Annotated in this window: 15 protein-coding genes and 1 tRNA gene; 8 read left to right on the top strand and 8 right to left on the bottom strand. The window is 73.1% G+C overall.

Features of this window, described 5'->3' with window-relative positions:
• The first annotated feature begins 72 nt into the window (after positions 1–72).
• Positions 73–1,458: an NAD(P)/FAD-dependent oxidoreductase gene (locus tag ACYVGT_RS16125; RefSeq protein WP_460859019.1), complete on the top strand. Its 1,386-nt coding sequence runs from the start codon at positions 73–75 to the stop codon at positions 1,456–1,458.
• Between the two features lie 245 nt (positions 1,459–1,703).
• Here the strand turns inward: ACYVGT_RS16125 and ACYVGT_RS16120 are convergent, their stop codons facing one another.
• Positions 1,704–2,705 carry an SDR family NAD(P)-dependent oxidoreductase gene (locus ACYVGT_RS16120; protein WP_460859016.1) on the bottom strand — a complete coding sequence of 334 codons (1,002 nt, stop codon included), beginning with the start codon at positions 2,703–2,705 and terminating at the stop codon, positions 1,704–1,706.
• A gap of 129 nt (positions 2,706–2,834) precedes the next feature.
• On the opposite strand from ACYVGT_RS16120, the gene ACYVGT_RS16115 reads away from it, so the two are divergent.
• Positions 2,835–3,548, top strand: coding sequence for a TetR/AcrR family transcriptional regulator (locus ACYVGT_RS16115; protein WP_460859014.1), 714 nt, complete (start codon positions 2,835–2,837; stop codon positions 3,546–3,548).
• A gap of 21 nt (positions 3,549–3,569) precedes the next feature.
• Here ACYVGT_RS16115 and ACYVGT_RS16110 read toward each other — a convergent pair whose 3' ends face one another.
• Positions 3,570–4,196, bottom strand: a complete 627-nt coding sequence (locus ACYVGT_RS16110; RefSeq protein WP_460859012.1) for a DUF998 domain-containing protein — start codon at positions 4,194–4,196, stop codon at positions 3,570–3,572.
• 134 nt (positions 4,197–4,330) lie between these two features.
• Between ACYVGT_RS16110 and ACYVGT_RS16105 the strand changes: the two genes are divergently transcribed.
• Positions 4,331–4,404, top strand: a tRNA-Leu gene (locus ACYVGT_RS16105).
• A 736-nt stretch (positions 4,405–5,140) separates the two neighbouring features.
• On the top strand, positions 5,141–6,499 hold the full coding sequence (locus tag ACYVGT_RS16100) for an amino acid permease (protein ID WP_460859011.1): 1,359 nt from the start codon (positions 5,141–5,143) through the stop codon (positions 6,497–6,499).
• Between the two features lie 105 nt (positions 6,500–6,604).
• On the opposite strand, the gene ACYVGT_RS16095 is transcribed toward ACYVGT_RS16100, so the two are convergent.
• Positions 6,605–7,465: an LLM class F420-dependent oxidoreductase gene (locus ACYVGT_RS16095; RefSeq protein ID WP_460859008.1), complete on the bottom strand. Its 861-nt coding sequence runs from the start codon at positions 7,463–7,465 to the stop codon at positions 6,605–6,607.
• A 409-nt stretch (positions 7,466–7,874) separates the two neighbouring features.
• A complete protein-coding gene (locus tag ACYVGT_RS16090) occupies positions 7,875–9,584 on the bottom strand; it encodes a PucR family transcriptional regulator (RefSeq protein WP_460859006.1) in 1,710 nt (569 codons plus the stop codon).
• Between the two features lie 137 nt (positions 9,585–9,721).
• On the opposite strand from ACYVGT_RS16090, the gene pruA reads away from it, so the two are divergent.
• Together pruA and ACYVGT_RS16080 are read left to right on the top strand one after the other, a co-directional pair.
• Complete coding sequence (gene pruA, locus ACYVGT_RS16085) at positions 9,722–11,350, top strand: L-glutamate gamma-semialdehyde dehydrogenase (RefSeq protein WP_460859058.1); 1,629 nt, start codon at positions 9,722–9,724, stop codon at positions 11,348–11,350.
• Positions 11,351–11,450: 100 nt separating this feature from the next.
• Entirely contained in the window at positions 11,451–12,377 is a 927-nt protein-coding gene (locus ACYVGT_RS16080) for a proline dehydrogenase family protein (RefSeq protein ID WP_460859004.1), read from the top strand.
• Positions 12,378–12,616: 239 nt separating this feature from the next.
• Here the strand turns inward: ACYVGT_RS16080 and ACYVGT_RS16075 are convergent, their stop codons facing one another.
• Positions 12,617–13,585: a TauD/TfdA dioxygenase family protein gene (locus ACYVGT_RS16075; RefSeq protein WP_460859002.1), complete on the bottom strand. Its 969-nt coding sequence runs from the start codon at positions 13,583–13,585 to the stop codon at positions 12,617–12,619.
• A gap of 838 nt (positions 13,586–14,423) precedes the next feature.
• Between ACYVGT_RS16075 and ACYVGT_RS16070 the strand changes: the two genes are divergently transcribed.
• Positions 14,424–15,347 carry a Bax inhibitor-1/YccA family protein gene (locus ACYVGT_RS16070; protein ID WP_460859000.1) on the top strand — a complete coding sequence of 308 codons (924 nt, stop codon included), beginning with the start codon at positions 14,424–14,426 and terminating at the stop codon, positions 15,345–15,347.
• Positions 15,348–15,462: 115 nt separating this feature from the next.
• Here the strand turns inward: ACYVGT_RS16070 and ACYVGT_RS16065 are convergent, their stop codons facing one another.
• The 3 genes from ACYVGT_RS16065 to ACYVGT_RS16055 all read right to left on the bottom strand — a co-directional run bounded on the left by ACYVGT_RS16065 (position 15,463) and on the right by ACYVGT_RS16055 (position 18,418).
• Complete coding sequence (locus ACYVGT_RS16065) at positions 15,463–15,705, bottom strand: DUF4287 domain-containing protein (protein WP_460858998.1); 243 nt, start codon at positions 15,703–15,705, stop codon at positions 15,463–15,465.
• A gap of 285 nt (positions 15,706–15,990) precedes the next feature.
• Positions 15,991–17,214: an acetyl-CoA C-acetyltransferase gene (locus tag ACYVGT_RS16060; protein WP_460858996.1), complete on the bottom strand. Its 1,224-nt coding sequence runs from the start codon at positions 17,212–17,214 to the stop codon at positions 15,991–15,993.
• Positions 17,215–17,281: 67 nt separating this feature from the next.
• Positions 17,282–18,418 (bottom strand): SGNH/GDSL hydrolase family protein, encoded by a 1,137-nt coding sequence (locus tag ACYVGT_RS16055; protein ID WP_460858994.1) that lies wholly within the window; start codon positions 18,416–18,418, stop codon positions 17,282–17,284.
• A gap of 223 nt (positions 18,419–18,641) precedes the next feature.
• On the opposite strand from ACYVGT_RS16055, the gene ACYVGT_RS16050 reads away from it, so the two are divergent.
• Positions 18,642–20,009 carry a cystathionine beta-synthase gene (locus ACYVGT_RS16050; RefSeq protein WP_460858991.1) on the top strand — a complete coding sequence of 456 codons (1,368 nt, stop codon included), beginning with the start codon at positions 18,642–18,644 and terminating at the stop codon, positions 20,007–20,009.
• Positions 20,010–20,124: the final 115 nt, after the last annotated feature.

Below are 20,124 nucleotides of genomic sequence, written 5' to 3'. Positions count from 1 at the left end.
CGTCAACGGTGACTTACCGATCTCACCTGCCCCGGCAGGGGCCGGGGAACGGGATTTGAGGGCGGATTTGCGATGACCACGGAGCACAGGAACTACCGGCTGGTGCACGGCGGCGGCGATGAGGCGGAGATCCCGCACGTACTCGTCGTCGGCGGCGGCTACCTCGGTATGTACACGGCGCGGCGTCTGGAGCAGAAGCTTGGGGCGGGCGAAGCCCGGATCACGGTCGTCGACCCCAACTCCTATATGACCTACCAGCCCTTCCTGCCGGAGGCGGCGGCGGGCAGCATCGCTCCGCGCAACGTTGTCGTGCCGCTGCGCCAGGTCCTCAACCGCACCCGGGTGCTCACCGGGCGCGTGGTGCGGATCGACCACGCCGGCCGCACGGTGAGCTTCGAGCCTGAGGTGGGCGAGGCGCGCGAGATCGCCTATGACTACCTGGTGATGGCTGCCGGCGCGGTCTCCCGCACGCTGCCCATCCCCGGCCTGGCCGAGTGGGGCATCGGCATCAAGACGGTCGAAGAGGCCGCCTTCCTGCGCAACCACGTCCTCGAGCAGCTCAACATCGCCGACTCCACGGACGACCCCGAGGTGCGCGCCAAGGCGCTCAACTTCGTCTTCGTCGGCGGCGGCTTCGCCGGTGCGGAGGCCATCGCGGAGCTGGAGGACATGGTCCGCGACGCCACCCGCATCTACCCGTCGATCAGCATCGACGACCTGCGCTTCTACCTCATCGAGGCGGCCGACAAGATCCTGCCGGAGGTCGGCCCGGAGGTCGGCGGGAAGGCGCTGAACCAGCTCCGCCGCCGCGGTATCGACGTGCGGCTGAAGACCTTCCTGGAGTCCGCCGAGGACCAGGTCATCCGGCTCAGCGACGGCGCGGAGTTCGCGGCCGGCACGCTGGTGTGGACCGCGGGTGTGAAGCCGAACCCGGTGGTTTCGGCGAGCGACCTGCCGCTGGGCCCCAAGGGCCACGTCGACACCAGCGAGTACCTGACCGTGAACGGTGTGGAGAACGCCTTCGCCGGCGGCGACAACGCCCAGGTGCCGGACGGCAAGGGCGGCTTCTACCCGCCCAACGCCCAGAACGCCGTCCGCCAGGCCCCGGTGCTGGCCGACAACGTCATCGCCACTGTGCGCGGCAGCAAGCTGACCGCCTACCGCCACGACAACCTCGGCGCGGTGGCCGGCCTCGGCCTGCACAAGGGTGCCGCCCAGCTGTTCGGCAAGATCAAGCTGACCGGCCGGATGGCGTGGTACGCCCACCGCGCCTACCACCTGATGGCGGTGCCGACCTTCAACCGCAAGTTCCGGGTGCTGACCGACTGGACCCTCGGCCTCTTCCTCCGCCGCGACTACGCCGGCCTTCCCGACATGGACGAGCCGCGCCAGGCGTTCGCCGACGCCGCGGAGCCCCAGCCGGTGGAGAACGGCCGCCTGCTGCGCCGCGTGAGCTGACCCAGCGGCCCTCCGCAGCGGCCGGCTGCCCCTCGGGGCGGCCGGCCGCTGCCGTGTCCGGGGGCAGGCTGAGGGCCGGGAGGGAGCGCCGCCGGGGCTGCCGGCCCGCCGGCACAGGCGGAGGTCCGCGGCCCGCCCGGCGCGACGGGCGCCGGGCTGCTGCCGGACGGGGTTCCGGTGGGACGCCCGTGCCGAGCCGGTCCCGCGTCCCTACCGCTTCACCCCGGTCGAGCGCCGCTGGACCGCTACACCAGGGCCGCCGCCGCAGCGCGCAGTGACGCCGGGTCGTCCAGCATCCGCAGGAGGGCGGCCCGCGCCGTCTCCGGGGCGTCGAGCAGGTCCAGCGCACCGAGCAGGGTCTGCACCGGGTCGGTGAAGGCATCCGCGCTGCCGGCCAGCGCCGCGGCGACCGAATCCGGTGTCCACGGGCGGTGGCTGGAGACCTCCCGGGCCGGGGTCCACCCGCGGCCGATCTGCACCGTGCGGTCCCAGACGCGGAAGAGCTGCCCGGTGACGGCGCAGTCGGCGCTGCACAGGTGGGCCGCCAGTGGCGAGGACTTGTCCGGCGCGTACGGGTCGCGGCCCTCCTCCGCGCCCGGGGCGGGCGCTGCCACCCCGGGGATGTTCCGGGTCAGCCGCGTGCGGTGCGCGGACGGGGCGACCGCGTTGACCCGCACGCCGTAGGCGCGCAGTTCGAGTGCGGCCACCGTGGTGAGCGCGGCGACGCCGGCCTTGGCCGCGGCGTAGTTGGCCTGGGTGGGCAGCGGGTTGAACGTGCCGCCGCCCGAGGACGTGGTGACGGCTCGGCGGTCACTGCGGTAGGGCTGAGTGCTCCAGTACCGCGCCGCAGCGCGCAGCACCGTGAACGTCCCGGTGAGGTGCACCGCCAGGACCGCGGCGAAGTCGTCGTCGCCCATGTCGACCAGCGGCGCGTTGCGGAGGATGCCCGCGTTGGCCACCACCGCGTCCAGGCCGCCGAACGCCTCCACGGCCGTTGCGGTCATCCGCTCGGCGCCGTCCGGATCGGTGACGCTGTCGGTACTGGCCACCGCGCGCCCGCCCGCTGCGCGGATGGCCTGTGCGACGGACTCGGCCACCGCGGAGTCCCCGCCGCTGCCGTCGGCCGCGGCGCCGGTGTCGTTGACGACGACCGCGGCGCCCACGCGGGCGAAGTACAGCGCATGCTCGCGTCCGATGCCGCTGCCCGCGCCGGTGATGACGGCGACGCGCCCGTCCAGGCTTCCCATGCCGGTCTCCTCTCGAAACGGGCGCTGTCGCGCGCCCTCCCGCACAGGGAAGCGCAGCGCGGACAAAAATGCAATGGGTGCATTTTTGCGCCAGGTGTCGATCTGCAGTGGATGCGGTAATCTCCCGGCATGCCAGAGCAGAAGGAGCCGGAGCGGCGCGACGCCCCTGCGGAGACGGAGGACGGCCGGGGCGGACGCCGGTCCGAACAGGGGTGGCGGGAGCGGAAGAAGGCCTTGACCCGGAGCGCGCTCGTTGCGGCCGGCCTGCGCCTGTTCGCCGAGCAGGGGTACGCGGAGACGAGCATCGCGCGCATCGCGGCCGAGGCGCAGATCGCGCCGCGCACGTTCTTCTCCTACTTCGCCGGCAAGGAGGAGCTCGTCTTCGCCGACACCTCCGACCGGATGGCCGCGGCCCTCCGCGCGGTCGAGCGGCGCGGTCCCGGCGACACGCCGGCGGACGCCCTCGCGCGCATCGCGCCGGCCACCTTCGGCGGTGCCGGGGCCGAAGGCGTGCCGGACATCGAGCTCCTCGGGTTCACCCCGCTGCGCATGCGCCTGCTGGCGGAGAACCCGGCACTGCGCGCCGCGGCCCTCGACCGCGTCTGGGCGACCGGGCAAGGGCTGGCCGAAGCGCTCGCGCGGAGCTTCCCTGAGCTCGGCGAGGACGCCGCAGCGGCGCTGGTCGGATCGGCCGCGGGTGCGTTCATGGGTGCCGCAGCAGCGGTCCTGCGCCGCGGCGGCCCGCCGGAGGAGGTGCGCCGCACGGCGGAGGCCGCCCTCGCCTACGCGATCACCGCGGCCCGTACGGTCCCGCCGCCGGGCCCCGTGCACGGAGTCGGCTGAGGCGCGCCTGCGGGCCCGCCCTCAGGCGCGCACGTGCAGGAAGAGCGCGGCCAGCCAGGCGCAGGCGGTGCAGAGGAAGGCGCGCTGGATCAGGCCGGTCCTGGGGGAGTCGGCCTCCCACGCGGTCGCGAACCTCGCGGCGAGGACCGCCAGCACCGCAGCGGTGGCGGCCGAGAAGATCCGCCACGGCAGCGGGCCGACCGCGAAGGCGGCGAGGGCGGCGGCGATCGGCAGGCCGCCGAACACGACGGTGCCCGCACTGTCGTGCAGCCGGTGCCGCGGAGTCACCTCGTTCGGAGTGCCCTCCGGCGCCCCCGGCGGGTAGCCGCGCATCGGATCCATCGGGAACAGGCCCGAGGCGATCAGCGCCAGCCCGATCGCCGCGACCGCCACCGGCAGCAGCGTGCTGCCGCCGCCCGACAGCAGCAGCCCGGCTGCTCCGGCCGCGGTCAGCACGCCGAACACCAGGAAGTTGGCGGTCTGCAGCGGCCCGCGGGGGCCCAGCGCCAGTGCGCTCACCGGGTGCCGGCGCGGTTCGTAGCCGCGGCGGGTGGCGCCGTCGACGGTGAAGACCAGAACGAACAGCACCGCGCCTGCCGCGCCTGCGGCCAGCGCCGCGCCGGTCGGCGAGGGATCGGAGGGGGTCATGGAGAGGTCCGCTCGGCTGGGGGAGGAGGGGCGGAGAGCGGGCGGGGGGACGGTGCGGCGTGCCGCGGACCCGGCGGCGTGCCGTATATCGCGGCGGATCCTGCCGATTCGCCCGTCGCCGCTATGATGGTCGCGCCCTCGTAGCCCAATGGTAGAGGCAGGCCCCCTAAAAGGGTCACGAGTGTCGGTTCGAGTCCGACCGGGGGCACGTAGCGCGGTCCTGTCCGCCAGGGCCGCCCGCTGTCCTTCTCCGGATCATCTCCCGGCCCCGGCGCGCGCACCGTCCCGGCCGCCTGTGCGAGCCCGCACCGCATCGCCGGTTCCGGGCCCGCTGCCCGGGGCCATCCCGGCAGGTGCGGGTGTCGGTGCCCGGCAGCGCGATACCGCCCCGATCGCCGGCGGGGCCCCGAAGGCCCACGCCGGCGCTGCGCGGAGCGATGCGGTCTCCGTTCCGATGACCCCCGTGCCGCCGGAGCCGCGAGGGGACCGGCGGGTGGTCCGTCCAGCGCGGCCGTCCTTCGCGGAGGGGCGCCCACCGGACCGTCCGTGACGGCGCCGTGACCGCACCGATTCCGAAACTGTGCCGGATCCCGCGGCTGATCGCGGGGCCCGCCTCGTTCGCACGGCCGAACCGGGCTCTGTGTTGGTGCAGGCCAAAGCCGCAATTCGAGTGATCCACGCCATACTTTTCATCCGATCGGCCAAAGCCGCCGTTGCAGCGTCGTCGCTCCGGACATCCACCGCCGAAGCCGCCGGGCGTACCGTCCACCCCTGTTACGCCCGACGAGACGGGGGTCGAGCGGGCTCTTACTGCTTCGAGAAGAACTGGATGCGACGATGGCAACCACAGGTAAGGCAGGCCCGGCCACGGGCGTGTTCCGCCGCAAACCGATCGACACGATCGAGGAGACGGACAGCGGGGGCCTGAAGCGGACCCTGGGCATGTGGCAGCTGACGGCGATCGGCGTCGGCGCGATCATCGGGCCGGCATCTTCTCCCTCGCCGGCGAAGTCGCCCACGGCATGGCGGGCCCGGGCGTGCTCTTCTCCTTCCTCATCGCCGGTATCGCCAGCGCGGCCGCGGCGTTCTCCTACGCCGAGTTCGCCGGCCTCATCCCGCGGGCCGGATCGGCCTACACCTACGGCTACGTCGTGCTCGGCGAGATCGTCGGCTGGTTCATCGGCTGGGACCTGCTGCTGGAGTACGTGGCGATCGTCGCGGTGGTCGCGATCGGGATCTCCGGCTACTTCAACTTCTTCCTCGGCGCGGTCGGCCTGGAGATGCCCCTGTGGATGATGGGGGCGCCCGGGACGGAGCCGGCCGGAGTTCCGGACGGCTCCTACAAGGTCAACCTGTTCGCGATGGTGCTCTGCCTGCTCATCGCCTACCTGCTCACCCGCGGCGTGAAGAGCGCCGTGCGCTTCGAGACCTTCTTCGTGGCCCTCAAGGTCGCCATCGTCCTGGTCATCATCTTCGTCGGCGTGTTCTTCATCGACACCGCCAACTACGATCCGTTCCTGCCCTACGGCACGACCGGCGTGCTCTCCGGGGCGGCGATCGTCTTCTTCGCGGTGTTCGGCTACGACGCGATGAGCACTGCGGCCGAGGAGTCCAAGGACGCCGAGCGGCACATGCCGAAGGCGATCATCCTGTCCCTGGTCATCTCGATGGTGCTGTACGCGCTGGCCTGCCTCGTGCTCACCGGCATGCAGAACTACGCCGACATCGACCCGACCGCGGGCTTCGCCGCCGCGTTCGAGGCCAACGGCCTGGGCTGGCTGGCCAACCTGATCGCGATCGGCGCGGTCGTGTCGATCCTGACGGTGATGTTCACCTTCCTCCTCGGGGCCACCCGCGTCTGGTTCGCGATGAGCCGCGACGGGCTGCTGCCGAAGTGGTTCGCCAAGACCAACCCGAAGACCAACGTCCCGACCCGCGTCACCTGGATCGCCGGGGTGGTCTCCGCCGTCATGGCGGGCCTGCTCCCGATCGGGCAGGCCGCCGAACTCACCAACATCGGCATCCTGTCCGCGTTCGTGGTGGTCTGCATCGCGGTCATCGTGCTGCGCTACCGCCGCCCGGACCTGCCCCGCTCCTTCAAGACCCCGGGCATGCCGGTGGTGCCGATCCTCGGCGTCGTCTTCTCGCTGTGGCTCATCAGCCAGCTCGCCGCCGACACCTTCCTCCGGTTCGTCGGATGGCTGGTCATCGGCCTGATCATCTACGCCCTCTACTCCTACCGGAAGTCCAACCTCAACCAGGCGCCGGCCGGCGAGGCGGAGCCCGCCGCTCCGCAGGAGTAGCCGCGCGGCAGTACCCGTGCGGCGCGGCGGCCGGAGCGGCGCCGTGTGGGGCACGCAGCAGCGGGGGCCGGGGCGCTTGCGCCCCGGCCCCTTTGCGCGGCGCGGTCAGGTGCGGACGCGGAGCCCCAGCGCGGGGGCGAGTTCGCGCAGGGCGGGGAGGATGCCCTCCGGGTCGGGGAGGGCTTGGACGGCGACGTGGTCGGCGCCGGCGTGGGCGTGTGCGCGGAGCCGCATCGCCGCGTCCTCGGCCGTGCCCTGGGCGACCAGGGCGTCGATGGCCGAGTCCGCACCGTCGCCGGACAGCTCGTCGTCGGTGAAGCCGAGCCTGAGCAGGTTGGCACGGTAGTTCTGGATTCCCAGGTAGAAGCCCATGCCGGCGCGGGCGGTGGCCCGCGTCTCCTCCGGTTCGGCGCCGAGCACCACCTTCTGCTCGGGCGCCAGCAGCGGTCCGGGCCCCAGCTCGGCCCGCGCGAGGCGGGTGTGCTCCGGCGTGGCGAGGTAGGGGTGGGCACCTGCTGCGCGCTCCGCCGACAGCCGCAGCACCCGCGGGCCGAGTGCGGCGAGCACCCGCCGGTCGGCGGGCACACCGTTCTCGTCGAGGGCGTCGAGGTAGTCCTCCAGCGCCCGGAACGGCGTGACGGCTGCCGCTCCGTCGGTCTCCCGGTGGCCGGCGCCGATCCCCAGCAGGAACCGGCCCGGATAGCGCTCCTCCAGCCGCGCGTACGACGCCGCGACCTCGTGCGGCGGTGCCGCCCAGATGTTGACGATCCCGGTGGCCACACCGATCTGCTCGGTCGCGGCGAGTACCTCCTCGGCCGCCCCGAGATCGGCGGCGGGCGAGCCGCCCACCCAGATCGCGCCGTAGCCGAGGCGCTCGATCTCCGCCGCATCAGGACCGGTCAGCGCCCCGTTCCGGGCCCACACCCCGTACCCGCCGAGCTCGACCGGTGTCGCTACCGCACTCATCTCTGCCCCTTCGCCCGCCGCTCCGGCCGCGGCGCCGGCTCCTAGTGTTTTTCCGGTTCCCGGTTTCCCCTTCCCCACTGCGGCGGCGCCACGCGGGTGCCCGCCAAGGCAGCCGCAGGCGAACGGGGACCGCGCAGGAGCCATCGCCCGGAGGCACAGCCAGCCAAAAGCAACCGCAGGCAGGAGGGGGTTGCGGGGGGTGCGGGGGGTCGCAACCCCGCCCGGGGACGCAGGCGGGGGGTCGTCACCCCGCCCGGATCCACTGTCCGCCGAGAGCAACGGCAGGCAGGAGCGGGTTGCGGGGGGCGCGGGGGGTCGTCACCCCGCCCGGAGGCAGGGCGCGGGGGGTCGTCACCCCGCCCGGAGGCAGGGCGCGGGGGGTCGTCACCCCGCCCGGAGGCAGGAACCGCTACGCCGAGCCCTCCATCAACAGCTGCAGGTGTGTGAAGAGCCGCTGGTCGGGCTGGGAAAGGTCGAGGCCGCTCACTGCCTCGGCGCGCCGCACCCGGTAGCGCAGGGTGTTGGGGTGGATGTGCAGGCGCTCGGCTGCGGTGCGCACTTCGCCGAACGCCTCCAGGTAGGCGAGCAGGGACGGCACCAGTTCGGCGCCGCCCCGCGCGTCGTGCCGCACCAGCTCCGCCACCCGCGGGTCGCGCAGCGACGGCGTCCGCCGCAGATGCGCCAGCGTCTCGCCGACCAGCACTCGGGAGCGGACGTCGGCGATGGTGGCGACGTCGAGCTCGACGTCGCGGCCGAGCGCGTCCAGCACCCGGTCGGCCTCGCTGCGCGAGCGGGTGATGTCCGCGGACGCGGCCACCGGCGAACCCACCGCACCGTGCACCGCCACCCCGAGGAGGGTGCGCGCGGCCTCCACCGCCTTGCGGGACAGCGCCAGTACCGCGGCCTCCGCGGAGCCGGACCGGTCGGCAGCGTGCGGCTGCCCGGGCAGGTCGGGAAGCAGCACGTACACCCGGGTGCCGAGCGCGGTGACCAGTGCGCTGCGCCGGTAGGCCGCAGTGTGCACCGCCACCAGGTCGATCATCCGCCGCCGCATCAGCTCCAGGCCGGAGCGGTTCGGCTCGTCGCTGCGGCCCGGCGCGAGCGCGAACGCCGCCACCAGCGCCGGCCGGTCCGGGCCGACCGCGACGGCGTCGCCGAGCGCCGCCGGCTCGATCCGGCCTTCCAGGAGCCCGGCGAGAAGGTCCTCGCGCAGCCGCTGGCCGGCGGTGGCCGCGGTGCGCTGGCGCAGCAGGTGCAGGGCGGTCAGCCGTGCGGCACCGAGCATGGCCTCTTCGGCGCCGTCCGCGAACGGCCCGGTGCCCTCCTGTACCCAGATGGCCCCGAGAGGCTGGTCGCCGGCCCGGATCCCCACCGCGATCCGGCGCCGGATCCCCAGCTCGGGGTGCTCGTCGATGTGCACCACCTCGTCGCCGGAGCGCAGCCGCGCGAACACGCCCCACTCGCGCAGCAGCGCCAGGTAGGCGGGCGGGCCCTGCCGCCCCAGCACGGAGAGCCGGCGCAGCTCGTCGACTTCGTCGCCGCTGGAGTAGGCGAGCACCCGGCTCGCCGAGTCCTCGATCGAGACCAGGCCGCCGGTGAGCGCGGCGATGGTCTGCGCCAGCGAGAACAGGTCGCCGGCTGCGTCGCCGAGATCGGCACCGCCGGCGAAGCGGGCGTCGTCGACCACGCTGCGGCACAGCGCCTGCAGCTGGTCCCAGCGCACTGCGGGCCGCACGCCGAGCAGGGCGATGCCGGCCTCGCTGGCCGCGGCGCGCAGCGCCGCCGTGTCCGGTCCGGACGCTGCACCGGCCTTCACCGCCACGGCCGCCGCGCCCTGGTGCGCAGCGGTGCGCACCAGGCGGCGGGCCTCGCCGCCGCGGGCGCCGATGAGGAGCGCCAGGTCGCCGGGGTCGGCGCCCACGTCGTCCTCGGGGTCGACCAGGGCGATGTTGTCCACCCGGACATCAAGTCCGGCGGGGGCCGCGAGCACCTCCATCAGTGGATCGCCCACCGCGAGCAGGATCTGCTGCAGGGGAACGCCAGCTCGCAGAGTGGATTCCGGTGCTGCTCCGGGAAGCGGGCCGGCGTCGTCGGAAGGGTCGGATGGAGATTCGGTCATTGTCGCGCCACGTCCAGGTATGTCGGATCGGACAAGTATGCCCGAAGAAGAGTGGCCTGCTCAACAACGCTCTGAGACGTCTGTTTCATTAGCGTTTGACCGATAAGCCCCGTCGACAGGAAGAGGTGCCAGTGTCTCTGGACGCCGTGACGAACGTACCCGTGCCGGCCAACGAGCCCGTGCTGACCTATGCGCCGGGCAGTCCTGAACGCGCCGAGCTCCAGGCGGAGCTGGACCGCCGCAACGGCGCCGACCCCGTCGACCTGCCCATGGTCATCGGCGGCGAGCGGCGGATGGGCGGGGGCGAGCGGATCGACGTCGTCCAGCCGCACCGCCACGCGGCCGTCCTCGGCACCCTCGCCAACGCCACCGGCGACGACGCGGCCGCCGCCGTGGCCGCCGCGAAGGCCGCAGCTCCGGCGTGGAGCGCGATGCCCTTCGACGAGCGCGCCGCCATCATCCTCCGCGCCGCCGACCTGCTGGCCGGCCCGTGGCGCGCCGCCGTCAACGCCGCCACCATGCTCGGCCAGTCGAAGACCGCGATCCAGGCCGAGATCGACGCGGCCTGCGAGCTCATCGACTTCTGGCGGTTCAACGTCGCCTTCGCCCGCCAGCTGCAGGAGACGCAGCCCTACAGCCCGGCCGGCACCTGGAACCGCCTGGAGCAGCGGCCGCTCGAAGGCTTCGTCTACGCGGTGACCCCGTTCAACTTCACCGCGATCGCCGGCAACCTGCCGACCGCGCCCGCGCTGATGGGGAACACGGTGGTGTGGAAGCCGTCGCCCACCCAGCAGTACGCCGCCGACCTCACCATGCGCCTGCTGGAGGCCGCCGGGATGCCGCCCGGCGTGATCAACATGGTCACCGGCGACGGCCTCGCGGTGTCCGACGTCGTCATGGAGGACCGGGACCTGGCCGGCGTCCACTTCACCGGTTCCACCCGCACCTTCCAGCACCTGTGGAAGCGCGTCGGCGACAACATCGGCAGCTACCGCTCCTACCCGCGGGTGGTCGGCGAGACCGGCGGCAAGGACTTCATCGTCGCCCACTCCTCGGCAGACCCGGCGGTGGTGCGCACCGCGATCGTGCGCGGCGCCTTCGAATTCCAGGGGCAGAAGTGCTCCGCGGCCTCGCGCGCGTTCATCGCCCGCTCCGTCTGGGAGCAGCTCCGCGACGACCTGGTCGCCGAGGTCGAGGCGCTGCCGATGGGCGACCCGACCGACTTCGGCAACTTCCTCGGCGCGGTCATCGACCGCCGCTCCTTCGACCGGCTCTCCGCGGCGCTGGACCGGGCCAAGAACGACCCGACGCTGACCGTGCTCGCCGGCGGCACCGCCGACGACTCCGTCGGCTACTTCGTGCGGCCCACCGTGATCGAGGGCACCGACCCCGCCAACGAGGTCTTCAGCACCGAGTACTTCGGCCCGATCATCGCCGTCCACGTCTATGAGGACAGCGAGTACGAGCGCATCCTCGACGTGGTCGACTCGGGCTCGGACTACGCGCTGACCGGCGCGGTGATCGCCGACGACCGCGCCGCCGTGCAGCAGGCGCTGGAGAAGCTGCGCTTCGCCGCCGGCAACTTCTACGTCAACGACAAGCCCACCGGCTCCGTCGTCGGCCAGCAGCCGTTCGGCGGCGGCCGCTCCTCGGGCACCAACGACAAGGCTGGCTCCGCCCAGAACCTGGCGCGCTGGTCCAGCCCGCGGTCCATCAAGGAGAACTTCGTCCCGCCGACCGAGTCCTCCCACCCCCACCAGGGGTAAGTCCCTACCAGAGACGCGGCGGCCCGGACCGGGCCGCCGCGCCCACCGCAGCGACGGGCCCCTCGCCGGGCCGGCCGCCGGACCCACTGCGAGGTCGCCCATGCTTCGTACGCCCATGCTGGCCGCGGCGCGCTCGGCGCGCGTCCGCCGCCTCGTCGAGCGCACCCCCATGACCCGGGCGCTCGTCGACCGCTTCGTCGCCGGCGCCGACCTCGGCGCCGCGCTGCCGCGGATCGCCGAGCTCGCCCGGGACCGCTACGTCACCCTCGACCACCTCGGCGAGGACACCACCGACGCCTCCCAGGCTGCGGCCACGGTGGAGGCCTACACCCGGCTGCTCACCGAGCTCGACCGCGCGGGCCTGGCCGATCGCGCCGAGGTGTCGGTGAAGCTCTCGGCCGTGGGCCAGTTCCTGCCCGCCGACGGCGAGAAGATCGCGCTGGAGAACGCCCGCGAGATCTGCTCCGTCGCCGCCGCGGCCGGCACCACGGTCACCCTCGACATGGAGGACCACACCACGATCGACTCCACCCTGGGGATCCTGCGCGAGCTGCGCACCGACTTCCCCTGGGTGGGCGCGGTCCTCCAGGCCTACCTGTTCCGCACCGAGCAGGACTGCCGCGACCTCGCGGGCGAGGGCTCCCGCGTGCGGCTGTGCAAGGGCGCCTACGACGAGCCCGCCTCGGTCGCCTTCCAGGACAAGGCCGACGTCGACCGCTCCTACGTGCGGTGCCTGCGCATCCTCATGGAGGGCGACGGCTATCCGATGGTCGCCTCGCACGATCCCCGGATGATCGCGATCGCGCAGAAGCTGGCCGCGGACACCGGCCGCGCGGACGACCAGTGGGAGCACCAGATGCTCTACGGCATCCGCGACGAGGAGCAGCGCCGGCTCGCCGCCGAGGGCCGGCGGATGCGCGTCTACGTGCCGTACGGCACCGAGTGGTACGGCTACTACATGCGCCGGCTCGCGGAGCGTCCGGCGAACATGCTGTTCTTCGCCCGCTCGCTGGTCACCCGGTCATAGCCGGAGCCTCCGGAGCCCCGACGCGGCGGGCCCGCCGCGTCGGCCGACGAGCGGTGGGTGCGGGGGTCGTCCCCGCCCCGGAGGCTGGGCCCGAGGGCTGCGGCAGATGAGTGCGGGTTGCGGGGGTGCGGGGGTCGTCCCCCGCCCCGGAGGCTGAGCCCGGACGGACCGTCCACCGGTCCGGGCCCGGCGAGGAAGGGCCCCTCCCCGCGGGGAGGGGCCCTTCCCTTTAGTACGGGTTAGTACGGGCGGTCGCCGACGATGGCGACGCGCTCGGCGACGCGGCGGTGCGGGAAGTAGTCGTTCACCGCGTAGTGCTGTGTGGCGCGGTTGTCCCAGAAGGCGATCGAGTCCTTCTCCCAGTGGAAGCGGACCTGGTACTCGGGCACGTGCGCCTGCTGGAAGAGGTACCGGAGCAGGGCGTCGCTCTCCTCCTTGGCCATCCCGAGGATCCGGGTGGTGAAGGAGACGTTGACGAACAGGGTCTTGCGGCCCGTCTCCGGGTGGGTGCGGACGACCGGGTGGTGCACCGGCGGGAACCGGTCCTGCCACTCGCGCAGCTTCTCCTCGCCGAGGAAGCGCGCGAAGCCGGGGATGACGTCGTGCTCGGCGACCGCGCCGTCGATCGCAGCCTTCACGTCGTCGGGCAGGTTGTCGTAGGCCGCCGCCATGTCCGCCCACATGGTGTCGCCGCCCTGCGGCGGCACCTCCACCAGGCGCAGGACCGCGCCGAGCGCCGGTTCGGCGCGCCAGGTGACGTCGGTGTGCCACACGTTCTCGTAGCTCGGCGGCATGTCGCCCTTGGCGAAGCGGGCGATGTGGGCGTCCTCGCCCTGCTCGATGAAGGGGTTGGTCTCCAGCGGGCCCCACATGCGGGCGATCTCCTGCTGGCGCTGCGAGGTGATCGGCTGGTCGCGGAAGAACACGACCTTGAACTCCAGCAGCGCGCGGTGGATCTCGTCGCGCAGCTCAGGGGAGATCTCCGCGCGCAGGTCGACGCCGTGGATCTCGGCGCCGATCAGCGGACCCAGCGGGCGCACCTCGAACAGGCGGTACGGCGCCGGCTCGGCGGCGCTGCCGGTGCGGCTCAGCTGGCGCGGGCCTTCGACGACGGCGCTGTCGACGCAGGCGGCTTCGCGCAGCGGTGCCGTTTCCGCGGCGGGCTCTGCAGGGGCTGCCGCTGCGGGGGCATCGGTGGTGGCGGTCATTTTCCAACCTTTCCCGTTGGTTATACCGACAATGCGGATGGTCGAATCAGGGGGGCGCCGGTCCAGCACGGCGCCCGGCCGTAGGAGGGCGGAGAACGAGGTCGGAGCGGACGGGCGCCGGGGAACGCAGCGCGAGTCCCGGAGAATGCCCCCGGGGCGTGTGTGGTGAGTGGCGTTGGTCGCGAGCGGTGTCGGCGGTGCACCCGTCGCACGGCCGGCGAAGGAGTCAGGGCGGGGTTTTTCCTCCTCGATTGAGGAGAACGCGGCGAGGGGCGTGCCAGGGCGCCGCGCAGCAGGGCAGTGGTCCACCCAACACGCCCTAGGCGGAGATCGGTCTCAGGACTGGATCAGAGTGCTGGCGGCAGCGCGGATCAGGTTCCGCCGCAGAGCCCGGCCGCATGCGGTCGCGGCTCCGGAGCGGCGTCGGCGGCGCTAGCGCAGACAGGCGGCGGGCGCGGGGAAGGGGGGCGAGCCCAGACGGCCGCGTCGCAGGATGATCCCCGCGGAACCGCGCCGCGCCCCATAGCCGAGTTCGCTCCGGCGCAGGGCCGGCAGAGGGCGAAGTCGAGGGCTCATGGCGCTGAGCATGCGGGTCGCCCCGGCCGCCTGTCAACCCCGCACTGCCCGACGCACGGCCCCCGGAGCACGGTGAGCGCAGGTCGGCGGAGGAGGGAACCGCGCGGCGGCGCAGCGGGTCCAACAGCAGCTGATCCGGTCTTCTCCCCGGGTCCGCCGCAGGGCCCGTGCGGCCCTACCCCGTACTGCGGGAACCCCGGAGAAGGGCCGTGCGTTACTTTGAGAGCAGAAGTCCCACGGCCCTGGAAAGGCTTGCAAAGACATGAGGATGCGGAGCTCCAATCCCGTCCTGAAGCGGGCGATGCAGCCCACTCAGGGCGGCTACGGGCAGCCCCAGTACGGCGCCTACCAGCAGCCGTACGGACAGCAGGGCTACGCCCAGCCCGGCTACCCCCAGCCCGGCTACGGCCAGCAGCCCGGCTACGCCCAGGGCTACGGCCAGCAGCCCGGCGCGCCCACCGGCCGCGCCGTCACCATGGACGACGTCGTCCTGCGCACCGGGATGACGATCGGCACCGTCGCGATCGTCGCCATCGCCCTGTACTTCCTCGGGATGTCCGGAGCCCAGGCCACCGGCGAGCTTCCCGGCTTCGTCATCGGCGCCACGCTGATCGGCGCCATCGGCGGCCTGATCCTCGGCTTGATCGCCGGGTTCAAGGGCTCCACCAACCCGGTGCTGATCCTCTCCTACGCGGCGCTCGAGGGCCTGCTCGTCGGCGGCTTCAGCCTCATCCTCGAGTTCCAGCTGATGGCCTCCACCGGCGCTGCCGCCGGATCGCTCGTCGTGCCCGCCGTGTTCGGCACGATCTTCGTGGCCGGCGCCATGCTGGCCCTGTACAAGTTCAAGGTCATCCGGGTCACCAACACCTTCATGAAGGTGGTCGGTGCCGCCACGCTGGGCCTGCTCGCCCTGCTGCTGGTGAACCTCGTGCTGTCCTTCTTCATCCCCGGCGGCCTCGGCCTGCGCGCCGCGAGCCCGCTCGGCCTGATCATCAGCATCGTGGCGATCGTGCTCGCCGCCGCCGTGCTCGCGATCGACTTCAAGCAGACCGAGGACGCGGTCCAGATGGGCCTGCCGGAGAAGTACTCCTGGCAGCTCGCCTTCGGCCTCACCGCCACCCTGGTCTGGCTCTACATCGAGATCCTGCGCCTCATCTGGATCCTCAAGACGATGTTCGCCGAATAGCGGCGCCAGTCCGCCGGCGCTGCGCCGGCGGGCCGTTCGGCCGTGCGCAGTGAGAAGGGCGCCGCACCCCTGCCGGGTGCGGCGCCCTTCTGCTGCGCCGGGACGCGGACCTCCGTCAGCGCTGCCGGGGGACGGGGGTGCGGCTGCGGCGCCGCCGAAGGTACTCCTGCACGATGGCCTGCGCGTAGCCGTCGCTGATCCGGTATTCGTCGGCCAGCCACGCGCTGCGCTCGGAGCAGCGGCTGAGCCCGGGCCCCTTGTCGAGGGCATCGAACCACTCGGGGAGTTCTCGGCCGGTCACGGAAGGGATGCGGTCGAGGAGTCGTGCGTGCATCTCCGGCGAGTGGGTCAGCGTCATGGGCGAACCTCCGAACGTGAGCGGCACTTACCTGCGACACTGCAACAGGATTACGGTTCGGACAAGACCTGGTGACCTGGTTTTCCGAAGCGATCGCCCGACTTTTGCAGCGCCGCCGGCCGGGCCGGCCCGGCCGGCGGCGCTGCACAGCCCTCGTCTGTCCCACTCGCCCCCGAACCCCTATCGCCGAAGGCAACGGCAGATAAGAGGGGGTTGCGGGGGTGTGGGGGTCGTCTCCCGCTCCGGAGGCGGCGCGGGGGGCCGTCCCCCACACCGGAGGCGCTGTCAGCTGAGGCGCTCGAAGACGGCCGCCATGCCCTGGCCGCCGCCCACGCACATCGTCTCCAGGCCGAACGTCTTGTCGTGGAACTGGAGCCCGTTGAGGAGCGTGCCGGTGATGCGGGCACCGGTCATCCCGAACGGGTGGCCCACGGCGATCGCGCCGCCGTTCACGTTGAGCTGGGAGTCGATGTCGATGCCCAGGTCGTCGGCAGAGGGCAGCACCTGCGCCGCGAACGCCTCGTTGATCTCGACCAGGTCGATGTCGGAGATCGTCATGTTGGCGCGCGCCAGCGCCTGCCGGGACGCCTCGACCGGGCCGAGCCCCATGATCTCCGGGGACAGGCCGGTGACGCCGGTGGACACGATGCGCGCGAGCGGCGTGATGCCGAGCTGCTCGGCCTTGGCGTCGCTCATGATGACGACCGCCGCGGCGCCGTCGTTGAGCGGGCAGCAGTTGCCGGCGGTCACCGTGCCGTCGGGGCGGAAGACCGGCTTGAGCTGTGAGACCTTCTCGTAGGAGGTGCCCGGCCGCGGGCCGTCGTCGGTGCTGGCCACGGTGCCGTCGGGCAGCGTCACCGGGGTGATCTCGCGCTCCCAGAACCCGTTGTTGATCGCCTTCTCGGCCAGGTTCTGCGAGCGGACGCCGAACTCGTCCTGGCGCTGCCGGGACAGGCCGCGCATCTGCACGACGTTCTCTGCGGTCTGGCCCATGGAGATGTAGACGTCGGGGACCTCGCCGCCGGCGCGCGGGTCGGTCCACTCCGGCGCACCCCCTTCGGCGCGCTTCGCGGTGCGCTCCTCGGCGCTGGCGAACAGCGGGTTCTTCGTGTCCGGCAGCGAATCGCTGTTGCCCTTGGTGAAGCGGCTGACCATCTCCACGCCGGCGGAGACGAACACGTCGCCCTCGCCGGCCTTGATGGCGTGGTAGGCCATCCGGGTGGTCTGGAGGCTGGAGGAGCAGTAGCGCGTGATGGTGGCGCCGGGAACGGTGTCCAGACCGAGCTGGACGGCGATCACCCGGGCCAGGTTGTTGCCCTGCTCGCCGCCGGGCAGACCGCAGCCCAGGAGCAGGTCGTCGATGCTGGACGGGTCGAGCTGCGGCACCTTGGCCAGTGCGGCGGAGATGATCTGCGCGGAGAGGTCGTCGGCCCGCAGGTCCTTCAGCGAGCCCTTGAATGCGCGCCCGATGGGCGAGCGCGCGGTCGCGACGATGACGGCTTCTGGCATGCTCGCGGCCCTTCTGGTGGGTGCCCGGCCGGCGCCCGGCACGGCGGTACACGGAGTTACCCGCACGTTAACCTGTCGGCTCGGAGTGTCCGGACTCCGGGGTGTGCCCGGCCGCGCGTGCCGCCGCGCCGGCTCCCCCTCCGCCGCCTGCGGCCGCGCCGGCCGCGGGCACGGCCGGCCCGCCGGCCACCGCGCCGGCCGGTGCCTCTTCAGCACCGGGTGCCCCGGTGTCCCCCTCCGCCGCGGGCACCGGCTCGGGGCGGCGCCGGAGCAGCGTGGCCCACCGGCCGCGGATCCCCTGCTCGCGGCCGGCCACCTCGGCTCCGCTGACCTCGGTGCCCGGCGTGTCGGCCGCCTCGGCGGCGGCCCGGTGCACCGGCAGCACCTCCTCGGGCTCGCGCACCTCCTCCAGCTCCGGCAGCAGCCCGAGCGCGACGCAGGCGGAGGGCAGCACCACCGACGCCGCGTGCGCGTAGCCCCGCGCCGACGGGTGGAACCGGTCCGGCCCGAACATCTCGTCCGGGTGGGAGCGGAACTCGTCGGCGAGCAGGTCGGTCAGCGACACGGTGCGCCCGCCCTCTTCCACCGCGGCCACCGTCTGCGCAGCGGCCAGCTGGCGCGACGCCCGCCGCACGATGAACCGCAGCGGCTGCCCGATCGGCTGGATGCTGCCGAGGTCGGGGCAGGTGGCCACGACGACCTCGGTGCCGTTCGCGCGCAGCCGCCGCACCGCGCGGCGCAGCGCTGCCACCGACTCGGCCGGCCGCAGCCGGTGGATGATGTCGTTGGCCCCGATGAAGATTACGGCCAGGTCGAGGCGCGCGCCGCCGAGCCGGTCGATCTGGCCGTCCAGCGCGGCCGAGGTGGCGCCGACGACGGCGGTGTTGCGCAGCCGCACCGGCCGCTCGGCCACTGCGGCGATGCCCGCCGCCAGCCGCACCCCCGGTGTCAGCCGCGCCTCGGTGAGCGCGAAGCCTGCCGCGGTCGAGTCGCCCAGCATCGCCATCGAGATCCGCGGGCCCGTCCCGGACCCCACGATGCGCGGCGCGCGCGGCCGCCGCCACTCGGTGAACCCGATCGCCTGGTAGGCCAGTTTCGCCTGCAGATAGAGCAGCCCGACCGTGCCGGCCCCGAGCACGGTGAGCCCGCCCCCGCCGACTGCGGTGGCGGCCGCGATCCTCCGCGCCTTTGCAGCTCGCAGCATGTCCCGCCTCCTGCCCCGAACATCCGCGGCGGGCGCGTGCCAGCAGTGGCCGGCAGCGCGCCGCGCCTGTGGAGAGGGTGCCCCGTCCGCACTCCCGCTACGCCCCGCGGCCGGTCGCGGCCGCCCGCGCTGGCACGCCGCGCCCGGTAGGGTCGCTCCGACGGGGACGGCGCCCTCGACCAGGGTGTTCTCCCGGAACCAGGCGTTGGAAAGGGAATCCCTCATGCGGGTGCACGGGTCGCTGATCGAGCTGGTGGGCAACACCCCGCTACTGCGGCTGAACACGGTGACCGAAGGCTTGGCCCCCACGGTGCTCGCGAAGGTCGAGTACTTCAACCCCGGCGGTTCGGTGAAGGACCGGATCGCCCTGCGCATGGTCGAGGCCGCCGAGAAGGAGGGCCTGATCGGTCCGGGCGGCACCATCGTCGAGCCCACCTCCGGCAACACCGGGGTCGGCCTGGCGATCGTGGCGGCGCAGCGCGGCTACCGCTGCGTCTTCGTCTGCCCGGACAAGGTGGGCGCCGACAAGCTCTCGGTGCTGCGCGCCTACGGCGCCGAAGTGGTGGTCTGCCCGACCACGGTGGCGCCCGACCACCCGGACTCCTACTACTCGGTGTCCGACCGGCTCGCCGCGTCGATCCCCGGAGCGTGGAAGCCGAACCAGTACGTCAACCAGAACAACCCGGAGTCGCACTACCACTCCACCGGCCCCGAGATCTGGGAGCAGACCGACGGCCGGATCACCCATTTCGTGGCCGGAATCGGCACCGGCGGCACCATCACCGGCACCGGCCGCTACCTGAAAGAGGCCTCCGGCGGTGCGGTCAAGGTGATCGGCGCCGACCCGGAGGGCTCCGTCTACTCCGGCGGCTCCGGGCGGCCCTACCTGGTCGAGGGCGTCGGCGAGGACATCTGGCCGGAGACCTACGACCCGTCGGTCTGCGACGAGGTCGTGGCCGTCAGCGACAAGGACTCCTTCCTGATGACGCGCCGCCTGGCCAAGGAGGAGACGCTGCTCGTCGGCGGTTCCTGCGGGCTCGCCGTGGAGGCCGCGCTGCGCGTCGCCGCGACGGCGGGTCCGGACGACGTCATCGTCGTGCTGCTGCCCGACGGCGGCCGCGGCTACCTGGGCAAGATCTTCAACGACGAGTGGATGGCCGACTACGGCTTCCTCCGCCCGGACTCGGAGGAGCCCACTGCGGCCGACGTCCTCGCCGCCAAGACCGGGGTTCTGCCGGAGTTCGTCCACATCCACCCGCACGAGACGGTCGGCACCGCCGTGGAGATCCTCCGCGAGTACGGCGTCAGCCAGCTGCCGGTGATGAAGGAGGAGCCGCCGGTCATGGCCGCCGAGGTGGTCGGCTCGATCGCCGAGCGCGACGTCCTCGACGCGCTGTTCAGCTCGCGCGCGAGCCTCCAGGACGCCGTGTCCGAGCACATGAGCGCCCCGCTGCCGGTGGTCGGCGGCGGCGAGCCGGTCAGCGAGTGCGTCCGCCTGCTCCAGGGCGCCGGCGCCGTCGTCGTCCTGCGCGACGGCAAGCCCGCGGGCGTCCTCACCCGCCAGGACGTCCTCGCCCACCTGTCCGCCTGACGCCCGGGCTGCCCCTCCCGCACGGGGGACGGGCAGCCCGCCGGCGGTGCCCCGCAGCCGCCGTCTGCGCGAGGGCTCCCGCTGCCCGGGGCGGTGCGCCCGGCGCGGTCCGCGA

The sequence above is a fragment of the Nocardiopsis coralliicola genome, assembly GCF_054779695.1.
This window is presented reverse-complemented; position numbering and strand designations above follow the sequence as displayed.